The sequence below is a fragment of the Paenibacillus sp. Y859 genome (assembly GCF_056786405.1).
In genome coordinates this window covers 19,203-42,772 of record NZ_JBXCIZ010000018.1, presented here as the reverse complement: position 1 = coordinate 42,772, position 23,570 = coordinate 19,203, and the positions used below count along the sequence as shown (strand labels likewise).

Here is a 23,570-nt window from a genome sequence, read left to right as displayed (position 1 = left end):
GTGTACCTTTCGTTGCAACCGGGGGGATTCTGGTGAGTGTCGACTTGAAGGATTTAATGGTGTCAGATTATGTGTCTCTCAGTGATGAGGACATTGTCCAAGCTTTCCGCTTAGGGGAGAGTGAAGCACTGGAGTTCTTGATCAACAAGTATAGAAATTTTGTACGTGCTAAAGCCAGATCCTATTTCTTGATTGGTGCTGATCGTGAAGATATCGTTCAAGAAGGAATGATTGGGTTATATAAATCGATAAGGGATTTCAGAGCGGATAAGCAGTCCTCGTTTAAAGCTTTCGCCGAATTATGTATTACAAGACAAATTATTACGGCGATTAAGACAGCTACTAGACAGAAGCATATTCCATTGAATTCATACATATCGTTGGACAAGCCCATTTATGATGAAGATTCTGATCGAACGTTGCTAGATGTTATTTCAGGGACACAAATATGTGACCCGGAGCAACTAGCTATTAACAAAGAAGAGTTCATGGGTCTTGAAGACAAAATGTCGGAAATTCTAAGTGATTTGGAACGTAAGGTTCTTATGTTGTATTTGGATGGCCAATCCTATCAGGAAATATCGGTAGATTTGGACAGACATGTGAAGTCGATAGATAATGCACTTCAGCGTGTGAAGCGTAAGTTGGAGAAATATTTAGAGATAAGAGATAACTGAACAGACGCTCAGATTAGAAAGGCTCGATAACGAGTCTTTTTTTTATCACATGATGGAATGCCAATGTTTAGGCCCTGCAAGAATGACGATACTAGTACAGAATTGCAGGCGGATACTTAAGTAATAGGAAATTAGGATTGTGACGATTTCTAGCAGTGCGAGTTCAAAAGGTAGGCTTTTTGGATAAACTCTCAAATAGGAATATGTGGTTATGAATGAAGCCAATCTTTCGTTGACATGATATGAGCCATGTGATAAAGTGGTTTAGGTAAGCCTAAATTCGCGTGGTTTTAATGAATAAGAGAGCAAAAGTCATCTTGTATTCTTTCTTATTCATCTCGCAGAAACGGCTTTTTCTTTCAGCAATGGAAGTGAAACTGTTTCTAATTGGGATCAATATAGAGTCTTCTTAAAGGAGACATCTACGGGAGGTGCACATCATGCGGGTAATTATCACTTTGGCTTGTACGAATTGCAAACAAAGAAACTACGCAACCACGAAGAACAAGCGGAACCACCCCGACCGCATGGAGATGAAGAAGTTCTGCAAGTATTGCAACGAGCAAACTCCTCATCGCGAAACCAGATAAGTTAGTCTTATTGGAGGTGTAGTCGGCGTGAAACGCAGATTCAAGTCAATTTTTTCCTTTTTCTCTGAGAGCTGGGCTGAACTTAAAAAGGTTCGCTGGCCTAATCGTAAAGAACTGACGAACTATACTCTTATAGTTATTGGGACTGTTACGTTTGTCACTATTTATTTTTGGGTGCTCGACATCGGTATTTCCGCTGTGATCGAAGCGATTATTTAAGAAGGGTCCCAGGTGGCATGATATGGAAAAAAGCTGGTATGTTGTTCATACCTATTCAGGGTATGAGAATAAGGTGAAAGCCAATTTAGAAAAACGCGTAGAGTCTATGGGTATGGAAGATAAGATATTCCGTGTTCTTGTTCCGATGGAAGAAGAACTCGTAAACAAGGATGGCAAGATTAAGACTGTCATGCGTAAAGTTTACCCCGGATATGTCATTGTCGAAATGATCCAGACTGATGATTCTTGGTATGTTGTTCGCAATACACCAGGAGTGACAGGTTTCGTTGGTTCGACTGGCTCAGGTTCTAAACCTACAGCCCTGCTTCCAGAAGAAATGGAGCAGATTCTCAAACATATGGGAATGAATGAACCGAAGCCCCTTGTCGAATTTGAACTTAAGGAATCCGTTAAGATTAAAGTCGGTCCTTTTGCGAATTTCGTCGGCTCCGTGGAAGAAATTTTGGTGGACAAGAGTAAGGTCAAGGTACACGTTAATATGTTTGGACGGGAAACCCCAGTTGAGTTGGATTTCGACCAAGTGGAGAAGATTGATTAATCTTTAGGTTTCTTGTGGGAGGGCAGCGATGTCCGCTTACCACTATTGAGTCAAGGAGGTGTTTTACATGGCAAAAAAGGTAATCAAAATTGTAAAACTGCAAATTCCTGCAGGTAAAGCGAATCCGGCACCACCGGTAGGTCCAGCGTTGGGTCAAGCAGGTGTCAACATTATGGCATTCTGTAAAGAGTTCAATGCTCGTACAGCGGATCAAGCTGGATTGATTATTCCAGTAGAGATTTCGGTGTTCGAAGATCGTTCCTTTACATTCATCACCAAGACTCCTCCTGCTGCAGTTCTACTTCGCGTAGCTGCAAAGATCGAGAAGGGTTCTGGCGAACCGAACAAGGTGAAAGTTGCTACAGTTAAGCGTGCAGTAGTACGTGAAATCGCTGAGCAAAAAATGCCTGACCTTAATGCTGCATCCGTTGAGGCTGCTATGCGTATGGTTGAAGGTACTGCCCGCAGTATGGGTATCACAATCGAAGAATAGTTTTAGATTTTTCTACGACACGCAGGTCTGTATATGGCCGGCAATATGTGGGAGGAATTTCCGCTAAAACCACAAAGGAGGAACATTTCATGGCTAAACATGGTAAGAAATATCAAGAAGCTGCTAAGCTAATTAATAGCGAAACAGTATATGAGCCTTCAGAAGCCGTAGCATTGGTGAAAAAGGTAGCGACTGCTAAATTTGACGAAACTGTTGAAGCAGCTGTTCGTTTGGGTGTTGACCCTCGTAAACAAGATCAAGCCGTTCGTGGTGTAGTTGTCTTGCCTCACGGCACAGGTAAAACACAACGCGTATTGGTATTTGCAAAAGGTGACAAAGCGAAGGAAGCGGAAGCGGCTGGTGCAGATTTTGTTGGTGATCTAGATATGATCAACAAAATTCAACAAGGCTGGTTCGATTTCGATGTCTGCGTAGCTACACCTGACATGATGAGTGAGGTTGGTAAACTGGGTCGTCTGCTTGGTGGTAAAGGTCTAATGCCTAACCCTAAAGCTGGCACAGTTACTTTTGATGTTGCTAAGGCTGTTCAAGAAATTAAAGCCGGTAAGATCGAATATCGCCTTGATAAAGCAGGTCAAATTCACGCGCCAATCGGTAAGGCTTCATTCTCTGAAGAACAGTTGAATGAGAACCTTAATTCGTTGATTGAAGCGTTGAACCGTGCAAAACCAGCATCTGCTAAAGGTGTGTATCTGAAGGGGATTGCTATTTCCTCGACGATGGGTCCAAGTGCACGTGTGAATGCAGCTTCTTACAAATAAGATTATTATGTTGACTTGTTCAGTGTAATTTGATAATATGTAAAAGTTGTTGTGAATGACTTGGTATTGTATTATAAAGTTGAATATGCTTACCGTAGACAGTAGGTGCCTGTGGCATAAATTCCTACCGAGGTGTTGTGATAGAACGTCAGTAATGGTTGGACGAAAGTCCTTACAAATGATGATTCATCAGGCCTTCGTAGATTCTGCGGAGGCTTTTTAAATGCCTAAGTAGGAATAGTCAGTGGTATGAAGTACTGCTGCATAGTAATTGATCAGGAGGTGTAGAGAATGGCAAATGCAAAAACTATTCAAGCTAAACAAGATTCCGTTGATATCGTTACAGCAAAGATACGCAAAAGCGTAACAACTGTTGTTGCCGATTATCGGGGATTGAACGTTACTCAAATCACTGAATTGCGTAAGCAACTTCGTGAAGCGGGTATTGAGATGACAGTATTGAAAAACTCTTTGTTGCGTCGTGCGACTGCCGCTACTGAACTTACAGAATTGGATGACGTTCTAGTTGGTCCAACTGTAGTAGTGTTTGGTGGAGAAGATGCTGTAGCACCTGCAAAAATTCTTAACGATTTCGCTAAGAAGAATGTTGCATTGGAATTAAAAGGTGGTATCGTTGAAGGTAAAGTCGTAAGCGTTGATCAAATTAAAGCGTTGGCTGAACTTCCTTCTCGCGATGGACTTCTTTCCATGCTTCTCAGCGTATTGCAAGCGCCTGTGCGTAACTTCGCACTTGCGGTTAAAGCTGTTGCTGAAAAAGAAGAACAAAGCGCGTAAGCACTTTGAATCTTGTGAGTTCCGTAATAAAAAAATTATTTTAATATAAAATTGGAGGTTCCACCATGACTAATGAACAAATTTTGGAAGCAATTAAAGGTATGTCTGTATTGGAATTGAACGATCTTGTTAAAGCAATCGAAGAAGAATTCGGAGTAACAGCAGCAGCTCCAGTAGCTGCAGCAGGTGCTGTTGCAGCAGTTGCTGAAGAGCAATCTGAATTTGACGTAATCTTGACAGGCGCTGGCGCTTCTAAGATCAACGTTATCAAAGCAGTTCGCGAAATTACTGGTCTTGGCTTGAAAGAAGCAAAAGACTTGGTAGATAACGCTCCAAAAGCATTGAAAGAAAAAGTATCTAAAGAAGAAGCAGAAGCTGTACAAGCTAAATTGGTAGAAGTAGGCGCTTCTGTAGAAGTGAAATAATATCTACATCTAATTTCTGTGAGCAGCAATGCTTGCACATATTCAAAAAAACAAACCCCTTGAATTTAGTTCAAGGGGTTTGTTTCTAATTGAAGATTCGGAGGATTAGGATGCCACAGCATTATTATTCGAACCAACCGGAATCAGAGCATGATCGCAGGACCATTGATGAGCAATTAAGAGGAGTGAAGTATCGCTTCATAAGTGATGCTGGAGTGTTCTCGAAAAAAGGTGTAGATTTCGGTAGTAAAGTATTAATTGAAGCTATGGACTTACCGGTTGGAGCTGAAGTGCTTGATGTGGGATGCGGTTATGGCCCGATTGGACTTGCAGCGGCACGGTTAGTGGAGAATGGACACGTGACCATGCTGGATCTTAATACGAGGGCGATCGAACTAGCTAAGGAGAATGCTCAACTGAACGGGATTACGAATGTTACGATTATGGAAAGTGATTTATTTACTGCAGTGAAAGGGAGAAGTTTCGATGTTATTCTAAGTAATCCTCCAATTCGTGCAGGTAAGGAAACGGTTCATGCCATATTTGAACAGGCTTATCATCAATTGCGCGAAGGTGGCGCACTGTGGATTGTTATTCAAAAGAAGCAGGGAGCTCCATCGGCAAAGGAAAAGTTAGAACAATGTTTCGGAGAAGTGCAAGAAGTGACGAAGGAAAAAGGATATCGTATATTCAAGGCTATAAAACCTTGGAATAATCCGCAATAAGTCTATTGACTTGACATTTCAGATGTGATACTATTATGGAATGTCAGTATTAGGATAGGCTTCTTGTCTTTAGTTTGCTCAAATATATTGACCTGTGTTAGTTAAATAACATAGACAGTATATGTCTAAGTGTGGTATGTGGAGCTATTCTATTGAGTCTGAGGTCTGTGTGATGTAAGACCCACTGGAAAGTGCTTCTTGTTCGGAAAATTTCGGGTAAGGGCTTTTCTTGATTTGTGGGAGTTCCTCTGTATGGTTTCATTATAAATGTCCAAACAGAGGTTCGCAATGTATTTTTAAAGTGAGTAGACATGAGGGGTGAGTTAAAGTTGGCGGGACATCTTGTTCAGTATGGTCGACGCACTCGGCGAAGTTATGCACGAATTAACGAAGTACTCGAAATTCCGAACCTGATTGAAATCCAAGAGAAATCTTATCAATGGTTTCTAGAGGAAGGATTGCGGGAGATGTTTCACGATATTTCGCCGATCCAAGATTTCACAGGTAATTTGGTTCTGGAGTTTATAGACTACAGCCTTGGTGAGCCTAAATATAACATGGACGACGCTAAAGAGCGTGACGTCACGTATGCGGCTCCGCTACGCGTTAAGGTAAGACTCATCAATAGGGAAACAGGAGAAGTCAAAGAACAAGAAGTGTTCATGGGCGACTTCCCATTGATGACGGAGACTGGTACATTTATTATCAACGGTGCAGAACGGGTAATTGTCAGTCAGTTGGTACGCTCTCCTAGCGTCTATTTTAGCACCAAAATCGACAAGAATGGTAAAAGGAATTACACAGCAACAGTGATTCCTAACCGTGGAGCATGGCTAGAACTGGAGACGGATGCGAAGGATATCATGTATGTCCGTATTGATCGTACTCGTAAAATACCAGTAACGGTTCTACTTCGCGCATTAGGTTTTGGTAGTGATGCTGAAATTCTAGATTTGATAGGTGACGATCCGTATATCCGTAATACACTGGATAAAGATAACACGGATTCAACGGAGAAAGCGCTCATAGAAATTTACGAACGTCTTCGTCCGGGTGAACCTCCTACACTTGACAATGCAAAGAGTCTTTTGGTAGCACGGTTCTTTGATCCGAAACGTTATGATCTAGCTAATGTAGGTCGTTATAAGATTAACAAAAAACTACACATTAAAAATCGCTTGTTCAATCAAAAGTTGGCGCAAAATTTAGTTGATCCAGAAACAGGAGAGATTTTAGCTGAATCCGGTCAAATGGTAGATCGCCGCTTGTTGGACGAACTGATCCCTTATTTGGAAAAAGGTGTTGGCCTTAAGACATATCATGTAGCTAACGGCGCGCTTGATGCAGATGAAGTACCACTTCAAAGCATCGATGTCTTTTCTCCTATTGAAGAGGGTAAAGTTATCAAAGTGATTGGTAATGCTAATATTGATAAATCAATTAAGAATATTACACCGGCTGATATTATTTCATCCATCAGCTACTTCCTTGACTTGCTTCAAGGCGTAGGGAACACAGATGACATTGACCACTTAGGTAATCGTCGTTTGCGTTCAGTTGGTGAGTTGCTTCAGAATCAATTCCGCATAGGACTTTCAAGAATGGAACGTGTTGTCCGTGAAAGAATGTCCATTCAGGATGCGAACGTTATTACGCCACAAGCGTTGATTAACATTCGACCTGTCATTGCATCGATTAAGGAGTTCTTCGGTAGTTCACAGTTGTCACAATTTATGGATCAGACTAATCCACTTGGTGAATTGACGCATAAACGTCGTCTATCCGCTTTAGGACCCGGCGGTCTGACTCGTGAACGTGCTGGCTTTGAAGTTCGTGACGTCCATCCGAGTCATTATGGTCGGATGTGTCCAATCGAGACACCGGAAGGTCCGAATATCGGGTTGATTAACTCATTGTCTACATTTGCCCGTGTCAATGAATATGGCTTTATTGAAGCTCCATATCGTTGGGTGGATCCGAAGACAGGGATTGTTACGGAACATATCGATTACCTTACTGCTGATGAAGAAGATAACTATATCGTCGCTCAGGCGAACGCTGTATTGACAGAAGATAGTAAATTTCGTGATGACACTGTCATCGTGCGTTATAACAAACAAGCGGATAATATTCTGACGATGCCAAGCGATCGCGTCGATTATATGGATGTATCTCCTAAGCAAGTGGTATCGGTCGCTACGGCACTGATTCCGTTCCTTGAGAATGATGACTCCAACCGTGCGTTGATGGGATCTAACATGCAGCGCCAAGCGGTGCCGCTTCTAATTCCTAAAGCGCCATTGGTTGGTACAGGGATGGAACATAAAGCAGCGAAAGACTCTGGTGTGTGTATTGTATCCAATTATGACGGTATTATTGAACGATCTTCTGCCAATGAGATTTGGGTGCGCCGTGTTGAAGTTGTAGACGGCAATGAAGTGAAGGGTGATATCGAGAAACATAAACTCCATAAATTTATGCGTTCGAACCAAGGAACCTGTATTAACCAACGTCCAATCGTTAACAGAGGAGATGTTGTGAAAAAAGGGGACATCCTTGCAGACGGACCATCTACGGAAATGGGCGAACTTGCTCTTGGACGTAACGTAGTGGTTGCATTCATGACATGGGAAGGTTACAACTACGAGGATGCTATTCTTCTGAGTGAGAAGATGGTTAAAGAAGACGTATATACTTCAATTCATATTGAAGAATATGAGTCGGAAGCTCGTGATACGAAGCTGGGACCTGAAGAGATCACGCGTGATATCCCTAACGTTGGGGAAGATGCACTTCGGAATTTGGATGAGCGAGGCATTATCCGCATCGGTGCTGAGATCAGCGCTGGCGACATCCTAGTTGGTAAAGTTACACCGAAGGGTGTAACGGAGTTGACTGCAGAAGAACGTCTGCTTCATGCTATCTTTGGTGAGAAGGCTCGTGAAGTGCGTGATACCTCTCTACGGGTTCCTCATGGTAGTGATGGTATTATCGTGGACGTGAAGGTATTCACCCGTGAGAACGGCGATGAATTACCTCCAGGTGTTAATCAAATGGTTCGTGTGTATATTGCACAGAAACGTAAAATTTCTGAAGGTGACAAAATGGCAGGGCGCCATGGTAATAAGGGTGTTGTAGCTCGCATTTTGCCTGAAGAAGATATGCCGTTCCTTCCAGATGGTACACCAGTTCAAGTTGTACTGAATCCGTTGGGGGTTCCGTCTCGTATGAACATCGGTCAGATTCTTGAGGTGCACATTGGTATGGCAGCGATGCGACTTGGTATTCATGTGGCGACGCCGGTATTTGATGGTGCGAATGAGGAAGACGTGTTTGATACAATGGAAGAATCGGGTATGCAACGTAATGGTAAAACGAAATTGTATGATGGGCGTACGGGTGACTTGTTTGAACGTGAAGTTACTGTAGGTGTCATGCATATGATCAAGTTAGCACATATGGTTGACGATAAAATCCATGCTCGCTCCACAGGTCCTTACTCTCTCGTTACACAGCAGCCGCTGGGTGGTAAAGCTCAGTTCGGTGGTCAACGTTTCGGAGAGATGGAAGTATGGGCATTGGAAGCTTATGGTGCCGCGTATACATTGCAAGAAATCTTAACAGTTAAATCCGATGACGTTGTAGGTCGGGTGAAGACGTACGAATCCATCGTCAAAGGTGAGAATGTGCCGGAACCAGGTGTTCCAGAGTCATTTAAGGTTCTAATTAAAGAACTTCAATCCCTTGGTATGGATGTTAAGATCCTTAGTGGTGATGAGCAAGAAATCGAGATGAAAGAACTCGATGATGAAGATGAGGTATCGGGCGATAAGCTGAGCCTCAACTTGGAAGGCGCAGAAGTCGGACGGGAATAAAAGAAATGTGGTCGGCGGTTGGGCTTGCCTTACTGCCCGACTCACGTTACTTACTAATTTAGTACTAGATTAAGGAGGGTTGCTCCTTGTTGGACGTTAATAATTTTGAATACATGAAAATCGGGCTTGCTTCTCCCGAGAAGATTCGATCATGGTCCCGCGGAGAAGTTAAAAAACCGGAAACGATTAACTATCGTACGCTTAAACCGGAAAAAGAAGGCCTATTCTGTGAAAAGATCTTTGGCCCAACGAAAGACTGGGAATGTCACTGTGGTAAGTACAAGCGTGTCCGTTATAAAGGCGTTGTCTGTGATCGTTGTGGCGTTGAAGTCACACGGGCGAAAGTTCGTCGCGAACGTATGGGACACATCGAACTTGCAGCACCTGTATCTCATATCTGGTATTTCAAAGGAATTCCAAGCCGGATGGGTCTAGCTTTGGATATGTCTCCAAGATCACTTGAAGAGATCATATACTTCGCATCATATGTTGTAACAGATCCTGGTGAAACTCCGCTGGAGAAGAAACAACTCTTGTCTGAGAAAGAATATCGTAGCTATCGTGAGAAATATGGTTACGGATTCCATGCTGGCATGGGTGCAGAAGCTGTCAAGAAACTTTTGCAGGATATTGAAGTGGATAAAGAATTAGTATTCCTAAAAGAAGAACTCCGTACTGCACAAGGCCAACGTCGTAATCGTGCGATTAAGCGCCTTGAAGTCATTGAAGCATTCCGTAATTCTGGGAACAAGCCAGAGTGGATGATCATGGATGTGCTACCGGTTATTCCTCCTGAGCTTCGTCCGATGGTACAGTTGGATGGTGGACGTTTCGCAACGTCTGACCTGAATGACTTATATCGTCGTGTTATTAACCGTAACAATCGGTTGAAGCGTCTACTTGATCTTGGAGCGCCTGACATTATCGTTCAGAACGAGAAACGTATGCTTCAAGAAGCTGTGGATGCTCTAATTGATAATGGCCGTCGTGGTCGTCCGGTTACGGGTCCTGGTAATCGTCCATTGAAATCTCTAAGCCATATGCTTAAAGGTAAACAAGGGCGTTTCCGTCAGAACTTACTAGGTAAACGTGTTGACTATTCTGGTCGATCCGTTATCGTCGTAGGTCCGTATCTGAAGATGTACCAATGTGGTCTTCCTAAGAAAATGGCTTTGGAATTGTTCAAGCCTTTCGTAATGAAAGAATTGGTTAATAAAGGCCTTGCTCATAACATTAAGAGTGCCAAACGCAAAGTTGAACGCGTAAGCCCTGAAGTATGGGATGTGCTTGAAGAAGTTATTAAAGAGCATCCAGTTTTACTGAACCGTGCTCCTACGCTTCACCGATTGGGAATTCAGGCGTTTGAACCGATTCTAGTTGAAGGTCATGCTATTCGACTTCATCCACTCGTATGTACGGCGTATAATGCCGACTTTGATGGTGACCAAATGGCTGTTCACGTTCCATTGTCTGCTGAAGCCCAAGCGGAAGCACGTATTCTTATGTTAGCATCAGGTAACATACTGAATCCGAAAGATGGTAAGCCAGTTGTTACACCTTCTCAGGATATGGTTCTGGGAACATTCTATCTAACGATGGATAACAAAGAAGAAAAAGGTACTGGGTTGATTCTGAGAACTGTAAATGAAGCTATATCTGCGTACCAACGGGGATTAGCTGGTCTACATGCGCGTGTAGCGATTCCTGTTAAGGCTCTGGGTAAAACCAACTTTACAGAGAAACAGCAAGACGCGATGTTACTTACAACGATCGGTAAGATTATCTTTAATGAAATCTATCCAAGTAGCTTCCCGTACATTAACGAAGCGACACGTGAGAACTTATTCCAAGGGACACCTGAACAATACTTCGTATATGAGAAGGGTGCGGATATTCGTCAGCTAATGATGGAACTTCCGACAGCTGGGGCAATAGGTAAAGAGTATCTAGGACAAATCATTGCTCGTTGTTTCGAGACTTACCATACAACGGAAACATCCATTATTCTGGATGATATTAAACAACTTGGATTTACGTACTCAACACGTGCGGGTATTACCGTCGCTGTGTCTGACGTTATCGTTCCTGAAGAGAAGGACGGAATCCTACGTGAATCTGATGCGAAAGTTTCTGTTGTTACGAATCAGTACCGTCGTGGTTTGATTACTAATGAAGAGCGATATGACAGAGTTATTGATATTTGGTCCAAGACGAAAGATGAGCTTACAGATGTGCTCATGAAATCGATGGATCGTTATAACAATATTATGTTGATGGTTGACTCTAAAGCCCGTGGTAATAAATCGCAAATCACGCAGTTGGGTGGTATGCGGGGTCTAATGGCCAATCCATCAGGACGTATCATAGAGATTCCGATTAAATCGAACTTCCGTGAAGGGTTGACTGTACTAGAGTATTTCCTATCTACTCACGGAGCGCGTAAAGGACTTGCCGATACTGCACTGCGTACAGCCGATTCAGGTTATCTAACGCGTCGTCTCGTTGACGTTGCACAAGATGTTATTGTGCGCGAAGAGGACTGTGGTACGGATAAAGGATTTAGCGTATCTAAGATTCAAGATGGTAAAGAAGTTATTGAGGATCTATATGACCGTATTGAAGGGCGTTATTGCTTCGAGACCGTTCGTCATCCAGAGACAGGTAAGGTCATTGTTAAGCGCAATGAACTAATTGACTCTGATAAAGCGAGTGCTATTGTCGAAGCTGGCGTTGAGAAACTACAAATTCGTTCTGTTCTTAGTTGTCGTGCTCGTCACGGTGTATGTAAGACTTGTTACGGACGGAATCTAGCTACTGGTAAGCACGTTGAGATTGGTGAAGCGGTTGGTATTATCGCGGCACAATCTATCGGTGAACCAGGAACTCAGCTTACGATGCGTACGTTCCATACCGGTGGTGTTGCCGGGGACGATATTACACAAGGTTTGCCGCGTATTCAAGAGCTCTTTGAAGCACGGATTCCGAAAGGTCAAGCAACAATCAGTGAAATTGATGGTGTTGTTAAAGAAATTCGCGAAACCAAAGACCGTCGTGAAATTGAAATTCAGGGTGAAGCTGAGACAAAAACGTACCTGGTTACTTACGGATCTCGTCTTCGTGTTAGCGAAGGACAGGAGATCGAAGCTGGGGACGAGTTGACGGATGGTTCGATTGACCCGAAAGAAATTTTACGGATCAAAGGTATTCGTGGCGTACAGAACTACATTCTGCAAGAAGTACAACGTGTATATCGTAACCAAGGTGTAGAAATTAACGATAAACACATTGAAGTTATGATTAAACAGATGCTTCGGAAGATTCGTATAGTGGATGCTGGAGAGACTACACTCCTTCCAGGTGCATTCTCGGATATTCATGAATACGAAGCAGCTAATAAAGTAGCTATTCTATCTGGTAAAGAACCAGCAGTTGCTAAACCAGTTCTTCTTGGAATCACGAAAGCTTCTCTAGAGACCGATTCATTCTTGTCGGCAGCATCCTTCCAAGAGACGACTCGCGTATTGACAGATGCCGCTATCAAGGGTAAAGTCGATAAGCTTCTCGGCTTGAAGGAAAATGTTATTATCGGTAAGTTGATACCTGCGGGTACAGGTATGAATCGTTATCGTAGTGTGACATATGCTGATCCAGAAGGAGTTAACAAAGATAAAGAAGCAATGGAAGCTGTTACAGTAGAATAAAGGTAGTGGTTGCATTGAGGTCATGGTGTAATGTACATGGCTTCAATGCACCGACTATTATAAACAAAGATTCAAGAAACTTCTTGACATCATTAATATTGGGTGCTAATATATCATAGGTGCACGAGTAGTTTCGTCATGCCTGTTCTTTTGGAGGAATCGTAAAGATGTCTAATGATAAAGGATTGCAGGATCTTCATGTTCGAATCGGTACTAAACAAACCACAAGAACTGTGGAGTTAGGCCAAGCTACAGATGTTTATGTAGCATTAGATGCGGATCAACGGCTTATTTCAAAGATTGTAGCGCTATGCGAGAAGCATAGTGTGAACATAACGTATGTGGATACCATGGTTGAATTGGGCGAAGCATGCAGCATTGAAGTGGGTGCAGCAATGGCTGCCGTCATTAAACAATAGTTTTGAGAGACGTTTTTGTTACGGAGGAGAGATATTCTTTCGGCAAGAACTTTTCATTTGTCTTTTTATGAACCGCCTGGCTCTGTGGACTTGGGAAAGGTTATAAAGGGACATTAATATGGGAAGGGGGTGGCAACAAAATGCCAACAATTAATCAGCTAGTTCGTAAAGGACGCCAATCCAAGATTTACAAGTCTAAATCCCCAGCATTGCATAAAGGGTATAACGCTTTGAAGCGTGAAGAGACTGGATTAACGGCTCCGCAAAAACGTGGCGTTTGCACTCGTGTAGGTACAATGACTCCACGTAAACCAAACTCCGCACTTCGTAAATATGCCCGTGTTCGTTTGACGAATCGCATAGAGGTGACTGCTTATATTCCAGGAATCGGACACAACTTGCAAGAGCACAGTGTCGTATTGGTTCGTGGAGGAAAAGTGAAGGACCTTGCAGGAGTACGTTATCACATCGTTCGTGGTGCACTTGATACTGCAGGTGTTAACAATCGGATGCAAGCTCGTTCCAAGTACGGTACGAAACGTCCGAAAGTCAAAAAATAATAGTGAATCCTGAAGGGTTCAATGATTTAAGAAAGGGGGATATCCATGCCACGCAAGGGTCCAGTTACTAAAAGAGACGTATTACCAGATCCGTTGTATAACAGCAAGTTAGTTACACGTCTAATCAACCGCATCATGTTGGATGGTAAGAGAGGTACTGCTGCAACAATTCTATACAATGCGTTCAAGCTTATTCAAGAACGTACGGAGAAAGATCCGATGGAAGTGTTTGAGGCTGCTATCAAGAATATCATGCCAGTTCTAGAAGTTAAAGCTCGTCGTGTAGGAGGTTCTACTTACCAGGTACCACTAGAAGTGAAACCTGAGAGACGTACAGCTTTAGGTCTACGTTGGCTCGTGAACTACTCTCGCAACCGCGGAGAGAAGACAATGGAAGAACGTTTGGCAGCAGAAATTATTGATGCTTCCAACAACACAGGCGCTGCTGTTAAGAAGCGCGAAGATACACATAAAATGGCTGAAGCGAACAAAGCGTTTGCTCACTACCGTTGGTAGAATTTGTTTTATAATAAACGAGATGTTGAAGGGAGACTATTTTTATGACAAGAGAGTTCTCCTTGAATAATACACGTAATATTGGGATCATGGCTCATATTGACGCAGGTAAAACAACTACCACGGAGCGAATCTTGTACTATACAGGCATAACGCACAAAATCGGTGAAACACACGAAGGTGCTGCGACTATGGACTGGATGGAACAAGAACAAGAGCGCGGAATTACGATTACTTCCGCAGCTACGACCGCTTCTTGGAAAGGTCACCGCGTCAATATCATTGATACCCCGGGACACGTTGACTTCACAGTTGAAGTTGAACGGTCTCTTCGTGTGTTGGATGGGGCAGTAGGTGTGTTCAGTGCAAAAGAGGGCGTAGAACCTCAGTCCGAAACCGTATGGAGACAGGCTGACCGTTATGGCGTACCACGTATTGCATACGTGAACAAGATGGATATCATTGGTGCTGAGTTTCTAAACGTAATTGATGCTATGCGTGATCGTCTTCGTGCGAATGCGGTAGCTATTCAATTGCCAATTGGTGCAGAGAATAACTTCATCGGTATTATTGACCTAATTGAGCAAAAAGCTCATATGTATAAAGATGATATGGGTCAAAATATCGAAGTTGTTGAAATACCAGAAGAGTATAAAGCTCAAGCAGAAGAACTTCGTGCAGAACTAGTCGAAAAAGTGGCAGAGTTGGACGAAGATTTGACAATGAAGTTTCTTGAAGGTGAAGAAATCACAATTCCAGAAATAAAAGCGGCACTTCGTAAAGGTGTTGTTGATACGAAGATATTCCCAGTTATCTGTGGATCTTCTTATCGCAACAAGGGAGTTCAGCTAATGATGGATGCTGTTGTTGATTATCTTCCAGCACCAACCGATGTACCAGCTATTATTGGTCATTTGGAAGATGGTACAGAAACTGTTCGTCATTCTGATGATAATGAGCCATTCTCAGCGCTTGCATTTAAAATTATGACTGACCCTTACGTGGGTAAACTTACGTTCTTCCGTGTATATTCCGGTGTATTGAATTCTGGATCATATGTACTGAATGCAACGAAAGGTAAACGCGAACGGATCGGACGTATCCTTCAAATGCATGCCAACAGCCGTCAAGAAATTTCCATAGTTTACTGTGGAGATATTGCTTCAGCTGTAGGTTTGAAAGATACAAGTACAGGTGATACACTATGTGATGAGAAATTCCCGGTAATTCTTGAATCAATGGACTTCCCGGATCCAGTTATCTCTATTGCAGTTGAACCTAAAACTAAAGCAGACCAAGATAAGTTGGGTGTAGCTCTCGGTAAATTGACTGAAGAGGATCCAACATTACGTGCACATACAGATGAAGAGACAGGCCAGACGATTCTGGCAGGGATGGGTGAGCTTCACCTAGACATCATCATCGAGCGTATGCGTCGTGAATTCAAAGTCGAAACCAATGTGGGTAAACCACAGGTTGCTTATCGTGAAACATTCCGTACGCCAGCACGTGTAGAAGGTAAGTTCGTACGTCAGTCCGGTGGTCGTGGTCAATACGGTCACGTATGGGTTGAATTCGAACCACTTGAAGCAGGTACTGGTAACCAATTCGAAAGCAAGGTTGTCGGTGGATCTGTTCCTAGAGAATATGTCGCTCCAGCTCTTGCAGGAATTGAAGAAGGAATGAAGAATGGTGTCATTGCAGGCTTCCCGCTTGTGGACGTTAAAGCAACTATCGTTGATGGTTCTTACCATGATGTCGATTCCAATGAAATGGCGTTTAAGGTTGCTGGTTCTCTAGCGCTCAAAGCTGCTAAAGATAAGTGTAAGCCAGTTCTTCTTGAGCCAATCATGAAGGTAGAAGTTACAGTGCCTGAAGAGTACATGGGTGATGTAATGGGTCTTCTGAGTTCCCGTCGAGGACGGATTGAAGGTATGGACGCTCGTGCAGGAGCACAGGTTGTTCGTGCTAAGGTTCCTCTTTCCGAAATGTTCGGATACTCAACAACGCTTCGCTCTGGTACGCAAGGACGCGGTGTGTTCTCAATGGAGCTTTCTCATTATGAAGAAGTTCCGAAGAGTATCTCCGAAGAAATTGCTGCGAAGCATAAAGGTGAAGAATAATTCAAGTTTTCCATACAGAACGGAGTTAAAGGTGAACCTGCCTAGCTCTGCGATGTATGAACATAAACAATTTATATATTGAAGGAGGATGTATTTAAAATGGCAAAGGCTAAATTTGAACGTAATAAAACACACGTAAATATCGGTACTATTGGTCACGTCGATCACGGTAAAACGACTTTGACTGCTGCAATCACTACTGTATTGTCTACAACTTACGGGGGTGCTGCAATCGCGTTTGATCAAATCGATAAAGCTCCAGAAGAGCGCGAACGTGGAATCACAATCTCTACATCTCACGTTGAATATGAAACTCCTACACGTCACTATGCACACGTTGACTGCCCAGGTCACGCCGACTATGTTAAGAACATGATCACTGGTGCTGCTCAAATGGACGGGGCTATCCTAGTTGTATCTGCAGCTGATGGTCCGATGCCACAAACTCGCGAGCACATCTTGTTGTCTCGTCAAGTTGGTGTTCCTTACATCGTTGTATTCTTGAACAAATGTGACGTTGTTGAAGACGAAGAGCTTCTTGAATTGGTTGAAATGGAAGTTCGTGACCTGTTGAACGAGTATGATTTCCCAGGTGACGATACTCCTATCTTCAAGGGTTCTGCACGTGAAGCATTGGCTAATCCAACTGGAGAATGGGCTCAGAAGATCGTTGAGATGTTCGAAGTGATCGACGTTTATGTACCAGATCCAGTTCGTGACACTGACAAACCATTCTTGATGCCTGTCGAGGACGTATTCTCTATCACTGGTCGCGGTACCGTTGCTACAGGTCGTGTAGAGCGTGGAACTGTTAAAGTCGGAGAAGAAATCGAAATCATCGGTATCGTTGAAGAATCCAAGAAATCAGTTGTTACTGGTGTGGAAATGTTCCGTAAATTGCTAGATTCCGCTCAAGCTGGTGACAACATTGGAGCATTGCTTCGTGGTGTTGACCGTACAATGATCGAGCGTGGTCAAGTACTTGCTAAACCAGGTACTGTTAAGTCTCACACAGAATTCGCTGCACAAATCTACGTGTTGTCCAAAGAAGAAGGAGGACGTCATAAGCCTTTCTTCACAGGTTACCGTCCACAGTTCTACTTCCGTACAACTGACGTAACAGGCGTTATCTCATTGCCAGAAGGTACTGAAATGGTTATGCCTGGTGATAACATCGGTGTTACTGTTGCATTGATCAACCCGATCGCGATCGAAGAAGGAACTAAGTTCTCTATTCGTGAAGGTGGACGTACTGTTGGTGCGGGCGCCGTTGCAACTATCACTAAGTAATAAAGGACTTCGGTCTTTAATCATAAGCAACAGTGTACTGTAACGAGCAACATTGTGATGTGAACGCAATTACAATAGAGGGTCTTGTCCTCCATGGATAAGACCCTCCATTTTCTTTTCAATAAGTTTGAAATAATACTTGCATAATCTCTTACTATTATATATAATAATGAATGTTGTTCTGAGACGTTGCGATGAAGTGAGAGGTTACTGACACACCAGGCCCCTTTGCCATGGAGCGGTTGTTAGAAAATTTTCGCGGAGTATGTCCGATACCAAATTGGGCGATAAAAGGAGGGACTAAAATGGCAAAACAAAAGATTCGTATTCGTTTGAAGGCTTATGATCACAGAATTCTTGATCAATCCGCTGAGAAAATTGTTGAAACTGCAAAACGTTCGGGTGCTAGTGTATCCGGGCCGATTCCACTTCCGACTGAGAAGCAAATCATTACCGTTCTACGTGCGGTACACAAGTATAAGGATTCGCGGGAACAGTTCGAGCAACGCACACATAAGCGTTTGATCGACATTGTGAACCCGACTCCACAAACAGTGGATGCCTTAATGCGCTTGGACCTGCCGTCCGGTGTAGATATTGAAATAAAATTGTAATATCAAGCAATGAAATTTTTAAACGAAAAGAGGTGTCAACATGAAAGGTATCTTAGGAAAAAAACTCGGGATGACTCAAGTATTTACCCCTGAAGGTAATGTAATTCCTGTAACAGTAGTTGAAGCAGGACCTTGTGTTGTTTTGCAAAAGAAAGATCTAGAGAACGATGGCTATGAAGCAGTTCAACTAGGCTTTTCCGATAAAAAGGAAAGAAACGCGATCAAACCTGAAATAGGTCATGCGAAAAAGGCAAACACTGCGCCTAAGCGCTACGTTCGCGAAATTCGCGGGATTGACTCCACAACTGTTGAAGTGGGTCAAGAATTGAAAGCTGATGTATTCACTGTAGGTGAATTTGTTGACGTAACAGGTACTTCTAAAGGTAAAGGTTTCCAAGGTGTAATTAAACGCTGGGGACAAAGCCGCGGGCCAATGTCTCACGGATCTCGTTATCACCGTAGACCAGGTTCCATGGGTTCCATTCAAGCAAACCGTGTTCCTAAAGGTAAAAAGCTTGCAGGACATATGGGTCATACAACGATTACTGTTCAAAGACTGGAAGTAATTAAAGTGGATGTGGAACGTAATGTTCTACTCATTAAAGGTGCTATTCCAGGACCTAAAAACAGTTATTTGAAAATTAAAGAAACGGTGAAGAAATAATCACCTTTAGAAAGGAGAAACAACAATGCCCAAATTAGTCCTCTTTAATGTCGGCGGAAGTGAAGTAGGAGAAGTGGAATTGAGTGACACGGTATTCGGTATTGAACCGAATGTCCATGTTATGAATCAAGCTGTCTTGCTACAAAGAGCTTCGTTACGTCGTGGTACTCACAAAGTTAAAGGACGTTCTGAAGTACGTGGCGGTGGACGTAAACCTTGGAAACAAAAAGGTACGGGTCGCGCACGTCAAGGATCAATTCGTTCGCCACAGTGGAAGGGCGGCGGTGTGGTATTTGGACCAACACCACGCAGTTATACTTTCAAACTGCCTAAGAAGGTTCGTCGTTTGGCAATCAAATCTGCTTTGTCTTCCAAAGTGATCAATAATAATATTATTGTTCTGGATGCATTGACATTGAGTTCGCCAAAAACGAAAGAGTTTGCAGCAATTTTGAGTAATTTGAAAGTCGATCGTAAAGCACTAATTGTAACACCTGCTTATGATGATACAGTAGCTTTGTCTGCTCGTAACATTCCTGGTGTGAAATTTGTAGCTGCGGACGGCATTAATGTCCTTGACGTACTGTTGTACGACAAGTTGATTATTACGAAGGAAGCAGTTCTGAAGGTAGAGGAGGTGTTCGCGTAATGAAGGATCCTCGCGATGTGATCAAGCGTCCAGTAATTACGGAACGTACGGCCGAATATATGAGCGACTTGAAGTACGCTTTTGAAGTAGAACTCCGTGCTAATAAAACCGAGATTAAGCAAGCAATTGAAGCTATTTTCAAGGTTAAAGTAACAAGTGTTAACACAATGCGTGTTCCACAGAAACCTAAACGTTATGGTAAATATTCTGGTTACAGATCAGAATGGAAGAAAGCTATTGTAACGCTTAGCAAAGATAGTAAGCCATTAGAATTTTTTGAAGCAGTAGAGTAATAAAATCGCTAAAGTAAGGAGGGAAATTCAGTGCCAATCAAAAAGTATAAACCGACTTCCCCGGCTAGAAGACATATGTCTGTGTCTACGTTTGAAGAAATAACTACAAACGAACCGGAGAAATCCTTGTTGAGCCCACTATTCAAACATGCGGGCCGCAATAACCAAGGTAAAATCACTGTTCGTCACCACGGCGGCGGACATAAGCGTAAATACCGTATTATTGACTTTAAACGGACTAAAGACGGCATACCAGGTCGCGTTGCTACGATTGAATACGATCCGAACCGTACTTCCAACATTGCTCTGATCAATTATGCAGACGGCGAGAAACGTTACATTATCGCTCCTCAAGGTCTGAAGGTTGGAGATGTAATCGAGTCAGGACCTACTTCTGATATCAAAATTGGTAATGCTCTTCCTCTAGGAAGCATTCCAGTAGGTACTGTCATTCATAACATTGAATTGCAACCAGGTAAAGGTGGACAATTGGTACGCGCAGCTGGTACTGAGGCTCAACTTCTTGGTAAAGAAGAAAAGTACGTAACTGTACGTTTATCTTCAGGTGAAGTTCGTCACATTCTTAAAACTTGCCGTGCTACTATCGGTTCTGTAGGTAATGGGGATCACGAACTAATCAAGATTGGTAAAGCGGGTCGTAGTCGTTGGTTGGGTAATCGTCCAACAGTCCGCGGAGTAGTTATGAACCCTAACGATCACCCACACGGTGGTGGTGAAGGACGTGCTCCAATCGGTCGTAAATCACCATTGTCACCTTGGGGTAAACCAACTCTTGGTTGGAAAACACGTAAAAAAGGTAAAGCTTCTGACAAATATATCGTTCGTGGCCGCACAAAATAATGCACATTGTGCATAACATTGTGAAGTATGCGAAAGTAACGAGAAGATTTGATGAAGGGAGGATTCACATATGAGTCGAAGTTTAAAAAAGGGACCTTTCGTTGACGGTTACTTGCTGAAAAAAGTAGAAGTTATGGAAGATTCGGCTAAAAAGGCAGTTATTAAGACTTGGTCTCGTCGCTCCACTATTTTCCCACAATTTATTGGACACACATTCGGTGTGTATGACGGACGTAAACACGTTCCTGTATATGTAACGGAAGATATGGTAGGACACAAATTGGGCGAGTTCGCTCCAACTCGTACTTACAGAAGTCATTCGGATGATGATAAGAAAACAAGAAGATAATATTTTAAGCTCTTTGTCTGAGAGGAGGTAACACAATGGAAGCAAAAGCACATGCTAAATCTATTCGGATTTCAGCACGTAAAGTTCAATTGGTAATTGACTTGATACGTGGTAAAGAAGTTGGCGCTGCAATCGCAATTCTTCGCCACACTCCGAAAGCCGCTTCCCCGGTTGTGGAAAAGTTGTTGAATTCAGCGATTGCTAATGCTGAGCACAACTATTCACTAGATATTAACAAACTGTTTGTCAGTGAAGTTTATGTCAACCAAGGGCCGACGATGAAACGTTTCCGTCCTCGTGCGATGGGACGTGCTAGTAAAATAAACAAACGCACTAGCCACATTTCTTTAGTGGTATCTGAAAAATAAGGGAGGGATAACGAGTGGGTCAAAAAGTAAATCCGATTGGATTGCGTGTAGGTATTATTCGTGACTGGGAATCAAAGTGGTTCGCAGGCAAGGACTTCGGTACTCTATTGGTAGAAGACTTTAAAATTCGTGATTACGTTAAGGCTAAATTAAAAGATTCAGCTGTCTCCCATATTGAAATTGAAAGAGCTGCTAATCGAGTGAACGTTACTATTCATACTGCGAAACCTGGTATGGTTATTGGTAAGGGTGGTGCTGAAGTAGAAGTACTTCGTAGCCAAATTACTAAAATCTCTGATGGTAAAAAAGTTCATATTAACATATCGGAAATCAAACACCCTGAACTGGATGCTATTCTAGTTGCAGAAAGCATTGCACAACAATTGGAACGTCGTGTTTCATTCCGTCGTGCTTTGAAACAAGCAATGCAAAGAACTATGCGCTCTGGTGCAAAAGGGATTAAAACACAAGTTGGCGGACGTCTTGGCGGTGCTGAGATTGCTCGTTCAGAAGGCTACAGCGAAGGAACTGTTCCACTTCATACGCTTCGTGCTGATATTGACTATGGTACAGCTGAAGCAGCTACTACTTTCGGTCTAATCGGAGTGAAGGTATGGATCTATCGTGGAGAGGTTCTTCCTACGGCTAAGAAACAGGCTGCGCAGGAAGGAGGCAACTAATCATGTTGGTACCAAAACGTGTAAAACACCGCAAGCAACAACGCGGACATATGAGAGGTCAAGCTAAAGGCGGCACTGAATTGAACTTCGGTGAATACGGTCTAGTAGCTCTTGAACCATCTTGGATTACGAACCGTCAGATTGAAGCAGCGCGTATTGCTATGACGCGTTACATCAAACGGGGCGGTAAAGTATGGATCAAAATTTTCCCGGATAAGCCAATTACACAGAAGCCTCTAGAAGTTCGTATGGGTAGTGGTAAAGGTAACGTGGAAAAATGGGTAGCAGTAGTTAAACCTGGAAAAATCATGTTTGAACTTGGTGGAGTGCCGGAAGATATTGCTCGCGAAGCAATGCGTCTTGCAGCACATAAGCTTCCAATCAAAACAAAGTTTATAAAACGTGAAGAAGTGGGTGGTGAAGCAAATGAAAGCCAGTGAATTTCGTAACTTAACCTCCGCTGAGATAGAACAAAAAATATCCGGATTTAAAGAAGAACTCTTTAATCTTCGTTTTCAACTGGCTACTGGCCAGCTTGACAACCCAACTCGGATTCGTGATGTTCGTAAAGAAATAGCTCGTGCTAAAACTATTATCCATGAAAGATTACTTGGGATTAGTTAATTGAATCGGACTGATGTTGTCTATATTCAGGAAGGAGGCTTACAATGAGTGAAGAACGTAATGCTCGAAAGGTACAATTCGGTAAAGTAGTTAGTGACAAAATGGATAAAACGATTGTTGTCGCTATTGAAACTCATAAAAAGCATAACTTGTATCACAAGCGCATTAAGTACACTAAGAAATTTAAAGCGCATGATGAGAACAATACTGCGAAAATCGGTGATTTTGTTAAAATCATGGAAACACGTCCACTATCTAAGGATAAACGCTGGAGATTGGTCGAAATCGTAGAAAAAGCGATTATTATCTAAACTCTAGTACCTTTTGTTCGAAAGGAGGAAATATAAATGATTCAACCATTTACACGTTTGCATGTTGCCGACAACTCCGGAGCGAAAGAACTGATGTGTATCCGAGTTCTAGGCGGAACAGGACGTCGTACAGCTGCAATTGGAGATTTGATCGTATGTTCTGTCAAACAAGCAACACCAGGCGGCGTTGTCAAAAAGGGTGATGTTGTTAGAGCGGTTGTAGTTCGTACAAGACGTACGGTTCGCCGTAAAGACGGTTCATATATCACATTTGATGAGAATGCAGCAGTTGTTGTTAAGGACGATAAGAGCCCACGCGGAACTCGTATTTTTGGACCTGTTGCTCGTGAACTTCGCGACAGAGATTTCATGAAGATCGTTTCCTTGGCTCCAGAAGTTATCTAAACC

Annotated in this window: 28 protein-coding genes and 1 other annotated feature; all 28 genes read left to right on the top strand. The window is 42.8% G+C overall.

Translation table 11 applies throughout. The features are described 5' to 3' along the window. The first annotated feature begins 32 nt into the window (after window positions 1–32). The gene (gene sigH, locus AC1TO8_RS22215; protein ID WP_482057783.1) at window positions 33–677 is read left to right on the top strand and encodes an RNA polymerase sporulation sigma factor SigH; all 645 of its coding nucleotides are present in this window, start codon (window positions 33–35) and stop codon (window positions 675–677) included. A 440-nt stretch (window positions 678–1,117) separates the two neighbouring features. After that, window positions 1,118–1,267, top strand: coding sequence for a 50S ribosomal protein L33 (rpmG, locus tag AC1TO8_RS22210; protein WP_082865682.1), 150 nt, complete (start codon window positions 1,118–1,120; stop codon window positions 1,265–1,267). Between the two features lie 27 nt (window positions 1,268–1,294). Next, window positions 1,295–1,486: a preprotein translocase subunit SecE gene (gene secE / locus AC1TO8_RS22205; protein WP_482057782.1), complete on the top strand. Its 192-nt coding sequence runs from the start codon at window positions 1,295–1,297 to the stop codon at window positions 1,484–1,486. Window positions 1,487–1,508: 22 nt separating this feature from the next. Continuing rightward, a complete protein-coding gene (nusG, locus tag AC1TO8_RS22200; RefSeq protein ID WP_482057781.1) occupies window positions 1,509–2,045 on the top strand; it encodes a transcription termination/antitermination protein NusG in 537 nt (178 codons plus the stop codon). Between the two features lie 67 nt (window positions 2,046–2,112). Beyond that, window positions 2,113–2,538, top strand: coding sequence for a 50S ribosomal protein L11 (gene rplK / locus AC1TO8_RS22195; RefSeq protein WP_482057780.1), 426 nt, complete (start codon window positions 2,113–2,115; stop codon window positions 2,536–2,538). Window positions 2,539–2,627: 89 nt separating this feature from the next. After that, the gene (gene rplA / locus AC1TO8_RS22190) at window positions 2,628–3,320 is read left to right on the top strand and encodes a 50S ribosomal protein L1 (RefSeq protein ID WP_482057779.1); all 693 of its coding nucleotides are present in this window, start codon (window positions 2,628–2,630) and stop codon (window positions 3,318–3,320) included. 74 nt (window positions 3,321–3,394) lie between these two features. Continuing rightward, window positions 3,395–3,551, top strand: a sequence feature (ribosomal protein L10 leader region). 60 nt (window positions 3,552–3,611) lie between these two features. Further along, window positions 3,612–4,115 (top strand): 50S ribosomal protein L10, encoded by a 504-nt coding sequence (gene rplJ, locus AC1TO8_RS22185; RefSeq protein WP_482057778.1) that lies wholly within the window; start codon window positions 3,612–3,614, stop codon window positions 4,113–4,115. A gap of 65 nt (window positions 4,116–4,180) precedes the next feature. Continuing rightward, window positions 4,181–4,540: a 50S ribosomal protein L7/L12 gene (gene rplL, locus AC1TO8_RS22180; RefSeq protein WP_438348959.1), complete on the top strand. Its 360-nt coding sequence runs from the start codon at window positions 4,181–4,183 to the stop codon at window positions 4,538–4,540. Between the two features lie 110 nt (window positions 4,541–4,650). After that, on the top strand, window positions 4,651–5,265 hold the full coding sequence (locus AC1TO8_RS22175) for a class I SAM-dependent methyltransferase (RefSeq protein WP_482057777.1): 615 nt from the start codon (window positions 4,651–4,653) through the stop codon (window positions 5,263–5,265). Between the two features lie 329 nt (window positions 5,266–5,594). Beyond that, a complete protein-coding gene (rpoB, locus tag AC1TO8_RS22170; protein WP_482057776.1) occupies window positions 5,595–9,140 on the top strand; it encodes a DNA-directed RNA polymerase subunit beta in 3,546 nt (1,181 codons plus the stop codon). A gap of 86 nt (window positions 9,141–9,226) precedes the next feature. Beyond that, window positions 9,227–12,841, top strand: coding sequence for a DNA-directed RNA polymerase subunit beta' (gene rpoC / locus AC1TO8_RS22165; protein ID WP_482057775.1), 3,615 nt, complete (start codon window positions 9,227–9,229; stop codon window positions 12,839–12,841). 167 nt (window positions 12,842–13,008) lie between these two features. After that, entirely contained in the window at window positions 13,009–13,260 is a 252-nt protein-coding gene (locus tag AC1TO8_RS22160; RefSeq protein WP_482057774.1) for a ribosomal L7Ae/L30e/S12e/Gadd45 family protein, read from the top strand. Between the two features lie 140 nt (window positions 13,261–13,400). Beyond that, window positions 13,401–13,820, top strand: coding sequence for a 30S ribosomal protein S12 (gene rpsL, locus AC1TO8_RS22155; RefSeq protein WP_482057773.1), 420 nt, complete (start codon window positions 13,401–13,403; stop codon window positions 13,818–13,820). Window positions 13,821–13,865: 45 nt separating this feature from the next. After that, window positions 13,866–14,336, top strand: a complete 471-nt coding sequence (gene rpsG, locus AC1TO8_RS22150) for a 30S ribosomal protein S7 (protein ID WP_482057772.1) — start codon at window positions 13,866–13,868, stop codon at window positions 14,334–14,336. 44 nt (window positions 14,337–14,380) lie between these two features. After that, entirely contained in the window at window positions 14,381–16,459 is a 2,079-nt protein-coding gene (gene fusA / locus AC1TO8_RS22145; RefSeq protein ID WP_482057771.1) for an elongation factor G, read from the top strand. A 99-nt stretch (window positions 16,460–16,558) separates the two neighbouring features. Then, the gene (tuf, locus tag AC1TO8_RS22140; protein WP_482057770.1) at window positions 16,559–17,749 is read left to right on the top strand and encodes an elongation factor Tu; all 1,191 of its coding nucleotides are present in this window, start codon (window positions 16,559–16,561) and stop codon (window positions 17,747–17,749) included. 305 nt (window positions 17,750–18,054) lie between these two features. Next, window positions 18,055–18,363, top strand: a complete 309-nt coding sequence (rpsJ, locus tag AC1TO8_RS22135; RefSeq protein WP_102715347.1) for a 30S ribosomal protein S10 — start codon at window positions 18,055–18,057, stop codon at window positions 18,361–18,363. A gap of 40 nt (window positions 18,364–18,403) precedes the next feature. After that, the gene (rplC, locus tag AC1TO8_RS22130; RefSeq protein WP_482057769.1) at window positions 18,404–19,027 is read left to right on the top strand and encodes a 50S ribosomal protein L3; all 624 of its coding nucleotides are present in this window, start codon (window positions 18,404–18,406) and stop codon (window positions 19,025–19,027) included. Between the two features lie 25 nt (window positions 19,028–19,052). Beyond that, window positions 19,053–19,676, top strand: a complete 624-nt coding sequence (rplD, locus tag AC1TO8_RS22125) for a 50S ribosomal protein L4 (RefSeq protein ID WP_482057768.1) — start codon at window positions 19,053–19,055, stop codon at window positions 19,674–19,676. Then, window positions 19,676–19,969: a 50S ribosomal protein L23 gene (gene rplW / locus AC1TO8_RS22120; RefSeq protein WP_482057767.1), complete on the top strand. Its 294-nt coding sequence runs from the start codon at window positions 19,676–19,678 to the stop codon at window positions 19,967–19,969. The genes rplD and rplW overlap by 1 nt, the downstream gene beginning before the upstream one ends. Before the next feature lie 30 nt (window positions 19,970–19,999). Further along, entirely contained in the window at window positions 20,000–20,830 is an 831-nt protein-coding gene (gene rplB, locus AC1TO8_RS22115; protein WP_482057766.1) for a 50S ribosomal protein L2, read from the top strand. 70 nt (window positions 20,831–20,900) lie between these two features. Further along, window positions 20,901–21,179: a 30S ribosomal protein S19 gene (gene rpsS / locus AC1TO8_RS22110; protein ID WP_482057765.1), complete on the top strand. Its 279-nt coding sequence runs from the start codon at window positions 20,901–20,903 to the stop codon at window positions 21,177–21,179. 35 nt (window positions 21,180–21,214) lie between these two features. Next, window positions 21,215–21,547: a 50S ribosomal protein L22 gene (gene rplV, locus AC1TO8_RS22105; RefSeq protein ID WP_482057764.1), complete on the top strand. Its 333-nt coding sequence runs from the start codon at window positions 21,215–21,217 to the stop codon at window positions 21,545–21,547. Between the two features lie 14 nt (window positions 21,548–21,561). After that, the gene (gene rpsC, locus AC1TO8_RS22100) at window positions 21,562–22,227 is read left to right on the top strand and encodes a 30S ribosomal protein S3 (RefSeq protein ID WP_482057763.1); all 666 of its coding nucleotides are present in this window, start codon (window positions 21,562–21,564) and stop codon (window positions 22,225–22,227) included. Window positions 22,228–22,229: 2 nt separating this feature from the next. Continuing rightward, window positions 22,230–22,667 carry a 50S ribosomal protein L16 gene (rplP, locus tag AC1TO8_RS22095; RefSeq protein ID WP_482057762.1) on the top strand — a complete coding sequence of 146 codons (438 nt, stop codon included), beginning with the start codon at window positions 22,230–22,232 and terminating at the stop codon, window positions 22,665–22,667. Next, complete coding sequence (gene rpmC, locus AC1TO8_RS22090; protein ID WP_438348976.1) at window positions 22,654–22,851, top strand: 50S ribosomal protein L29; 198 nt, start codon at window positions 22,654–22,656, stop codon at window positions 22,849–22,851. The genes rplP and rpmC overlap by 14 nt, the downstream gene beginning before the upstream one ends. Window positions 22,852–22,895: 44 nt before the next feature. Then, window positions 22,896–23,162, top strand: a complete 267-nt coding sequence (rpsQ, locus tag AC1TO8_RS22085) for a 30S ribosomal protein S17 (RefSeq protein ID WP_438348977.1) — start codon at window positions 22,896–22,898, stop codon at window positions 23,160–23,162. A 36-nt stretch (window positions 23,163–23,198) separates the two neighbouring features. Further along, window positions 23,199–23,567 carry a 50S ribosomal protein L14 gene (gene rplN / locus AC1TO8_RS22080; RefSeq protein WP_482057761.1) on the top strand — a complete coding sequence of 123 codons (369 nt, stop codon included), beginning with the start codon at window positions 23,199–23,201 and terminating at the stop codon, window positions 23,565–23,567. Window positions 23,568–23,570 lie beyond the last annotated feature (3 nt).

Bases quoted from the DNA above. Each gene is read 5' to 3' on its own strand.
- fusA (WP_482057771.1), top strand. From the start codon at position 14,381: ATGACAAGAGAGTTCTCCTTGAATAATACACGTAATATTGGGATCATG.
- rpsG (WP_482057772.1), top strand. From the start codon at position 13,866: ATGCCACGCAAGGGTCCAGTTACTAAAAGAGACGTATTACCAGATCCG.
- tuf (WP_482057770.1), top strand. From the start codon at position 16,559: ATGGCAAAGGCTAAATTTGAACGTAATAAAACACACGTAAATATCGGT.
- rpmG (WP_082865682.1), top strand. From the start codon at position 1,118: ATGCGGGTAATTATCACTTTGGCTTGTACGAATTGCAAACAAAGAAAC.
- rplK (WP_482057780.1), top strand. From the start codon at position 2,113: ATGGCAAAAAAGGTAATCAAAATTGTAAAACTGCAAATTCCTGCAGGT.
- rplA (WP_482057779.1), top strand. From the start codon at position 2,628: ATGGCTAAACATGGTAAGAAATATCAAGAAGCTGCTAAGCTAATTAAT.
- rplD (WP_482057768.1), top strand. From the start codon at position 19,053: ATGCCCAAATTAGTCCTCTTTAATGTCGGCGGAAGTGAAGTAGGAGAA.
- rplW (WP_482057767.1), top strand. From the start codon at position 19,676: ATGAAGGATCCTCGCGATGTGATCAAGCGTCCAGTAATTACGGAACGT.
- rplL (WP_438348959.1), top strand. From the start codon at position 4,181: ATGACTAATGAACAAATTTTGGAAGCAATTAAAGGTATGTCTGTATTG.
- nusG (WP_482057781.1), top strand. From the start codon at position 1,509: ATGGAAAAAAGCTGGTATGTTGTTCATACCTATTCAGGGTATGAGAAT.
- rpsJ (WP_102715347.1), top strand. From the start codon at position 18,055: ATGGCAAAACAAAAGATTCGTATTCGTTTGAAGGCTTATGATCACAGA.
- AC1TO8_RS22160 (WP_482057774.1), top strand. From the start codon at position 13,009: ATGTCTAATGATAAAGGATTGCAGGATCTTCATGTTCGAATCGGTACT.
- rpsS (WP_482057765.1), top strand. From the start codon at position 20,901: ATGAGTCGAAGTTTAAAAAAGGGACCTTTCGTTGACGGTTACTTGCTG.
- rplJ (WP_482057778.1), top strand. From the start codon at position 3,612: ATGGCAAATGCAAAAACTATTCAAGCTAAACAAGATTCCGTTGATATC.
- rplC (WP_482057769.1), top strand. From the start codon at position 18,404: ATGAAAGGTATCTTAGGAAAAAAACTCGGGATGACTCAAGTATTTACC.
- rplN (WP_482057761.1), top strand. From the start codon at position 23,199: ATGATTCAACCATTTACACGTTTGCATGTTGCCGACAACTCCGGAGCG.
- rpsQ (WP_438348977.1), top strand. From the start codon at position 22,896: ATGAGTGAAGAACGTAATGCTCGAAAGGTACAATTCGGTAAAGTAGTT.
- rpsL (WP_482057773.1), top strand. From the start codon at position 13,401: ATGCCAACAATTAATCAGCTAGTTCGTAAAGGACGCCAATCCAAGATT.
- rplP (WP_482057762.1), top strand. From the start codon at position 22,230: ATGTTGGTACCAAAACGTGTAAAACACCGCAAGCAACAACGCGGACAT.
- rplV (WP_482057764.1), top strand. From the start codon at position 21,215: ATGGAAGCAAAAGCACATGCTAAATCTATTCGGATTTCAGCACGTAAA.
- AC1TO8_RS22175 (WP_482057777.1), top strand. From the start codon at position 4,651: ATGCCACAGCATTATTATTCGAACCAACCGGAATCAGAGCATGATCGC.
- rpmC (WP_438348976.1), top strand. From the start codon at position 22,654: ATGAAAGCCAGTGAATTTCGTAACTTAACCTCCGCTGAGATAGAACAA.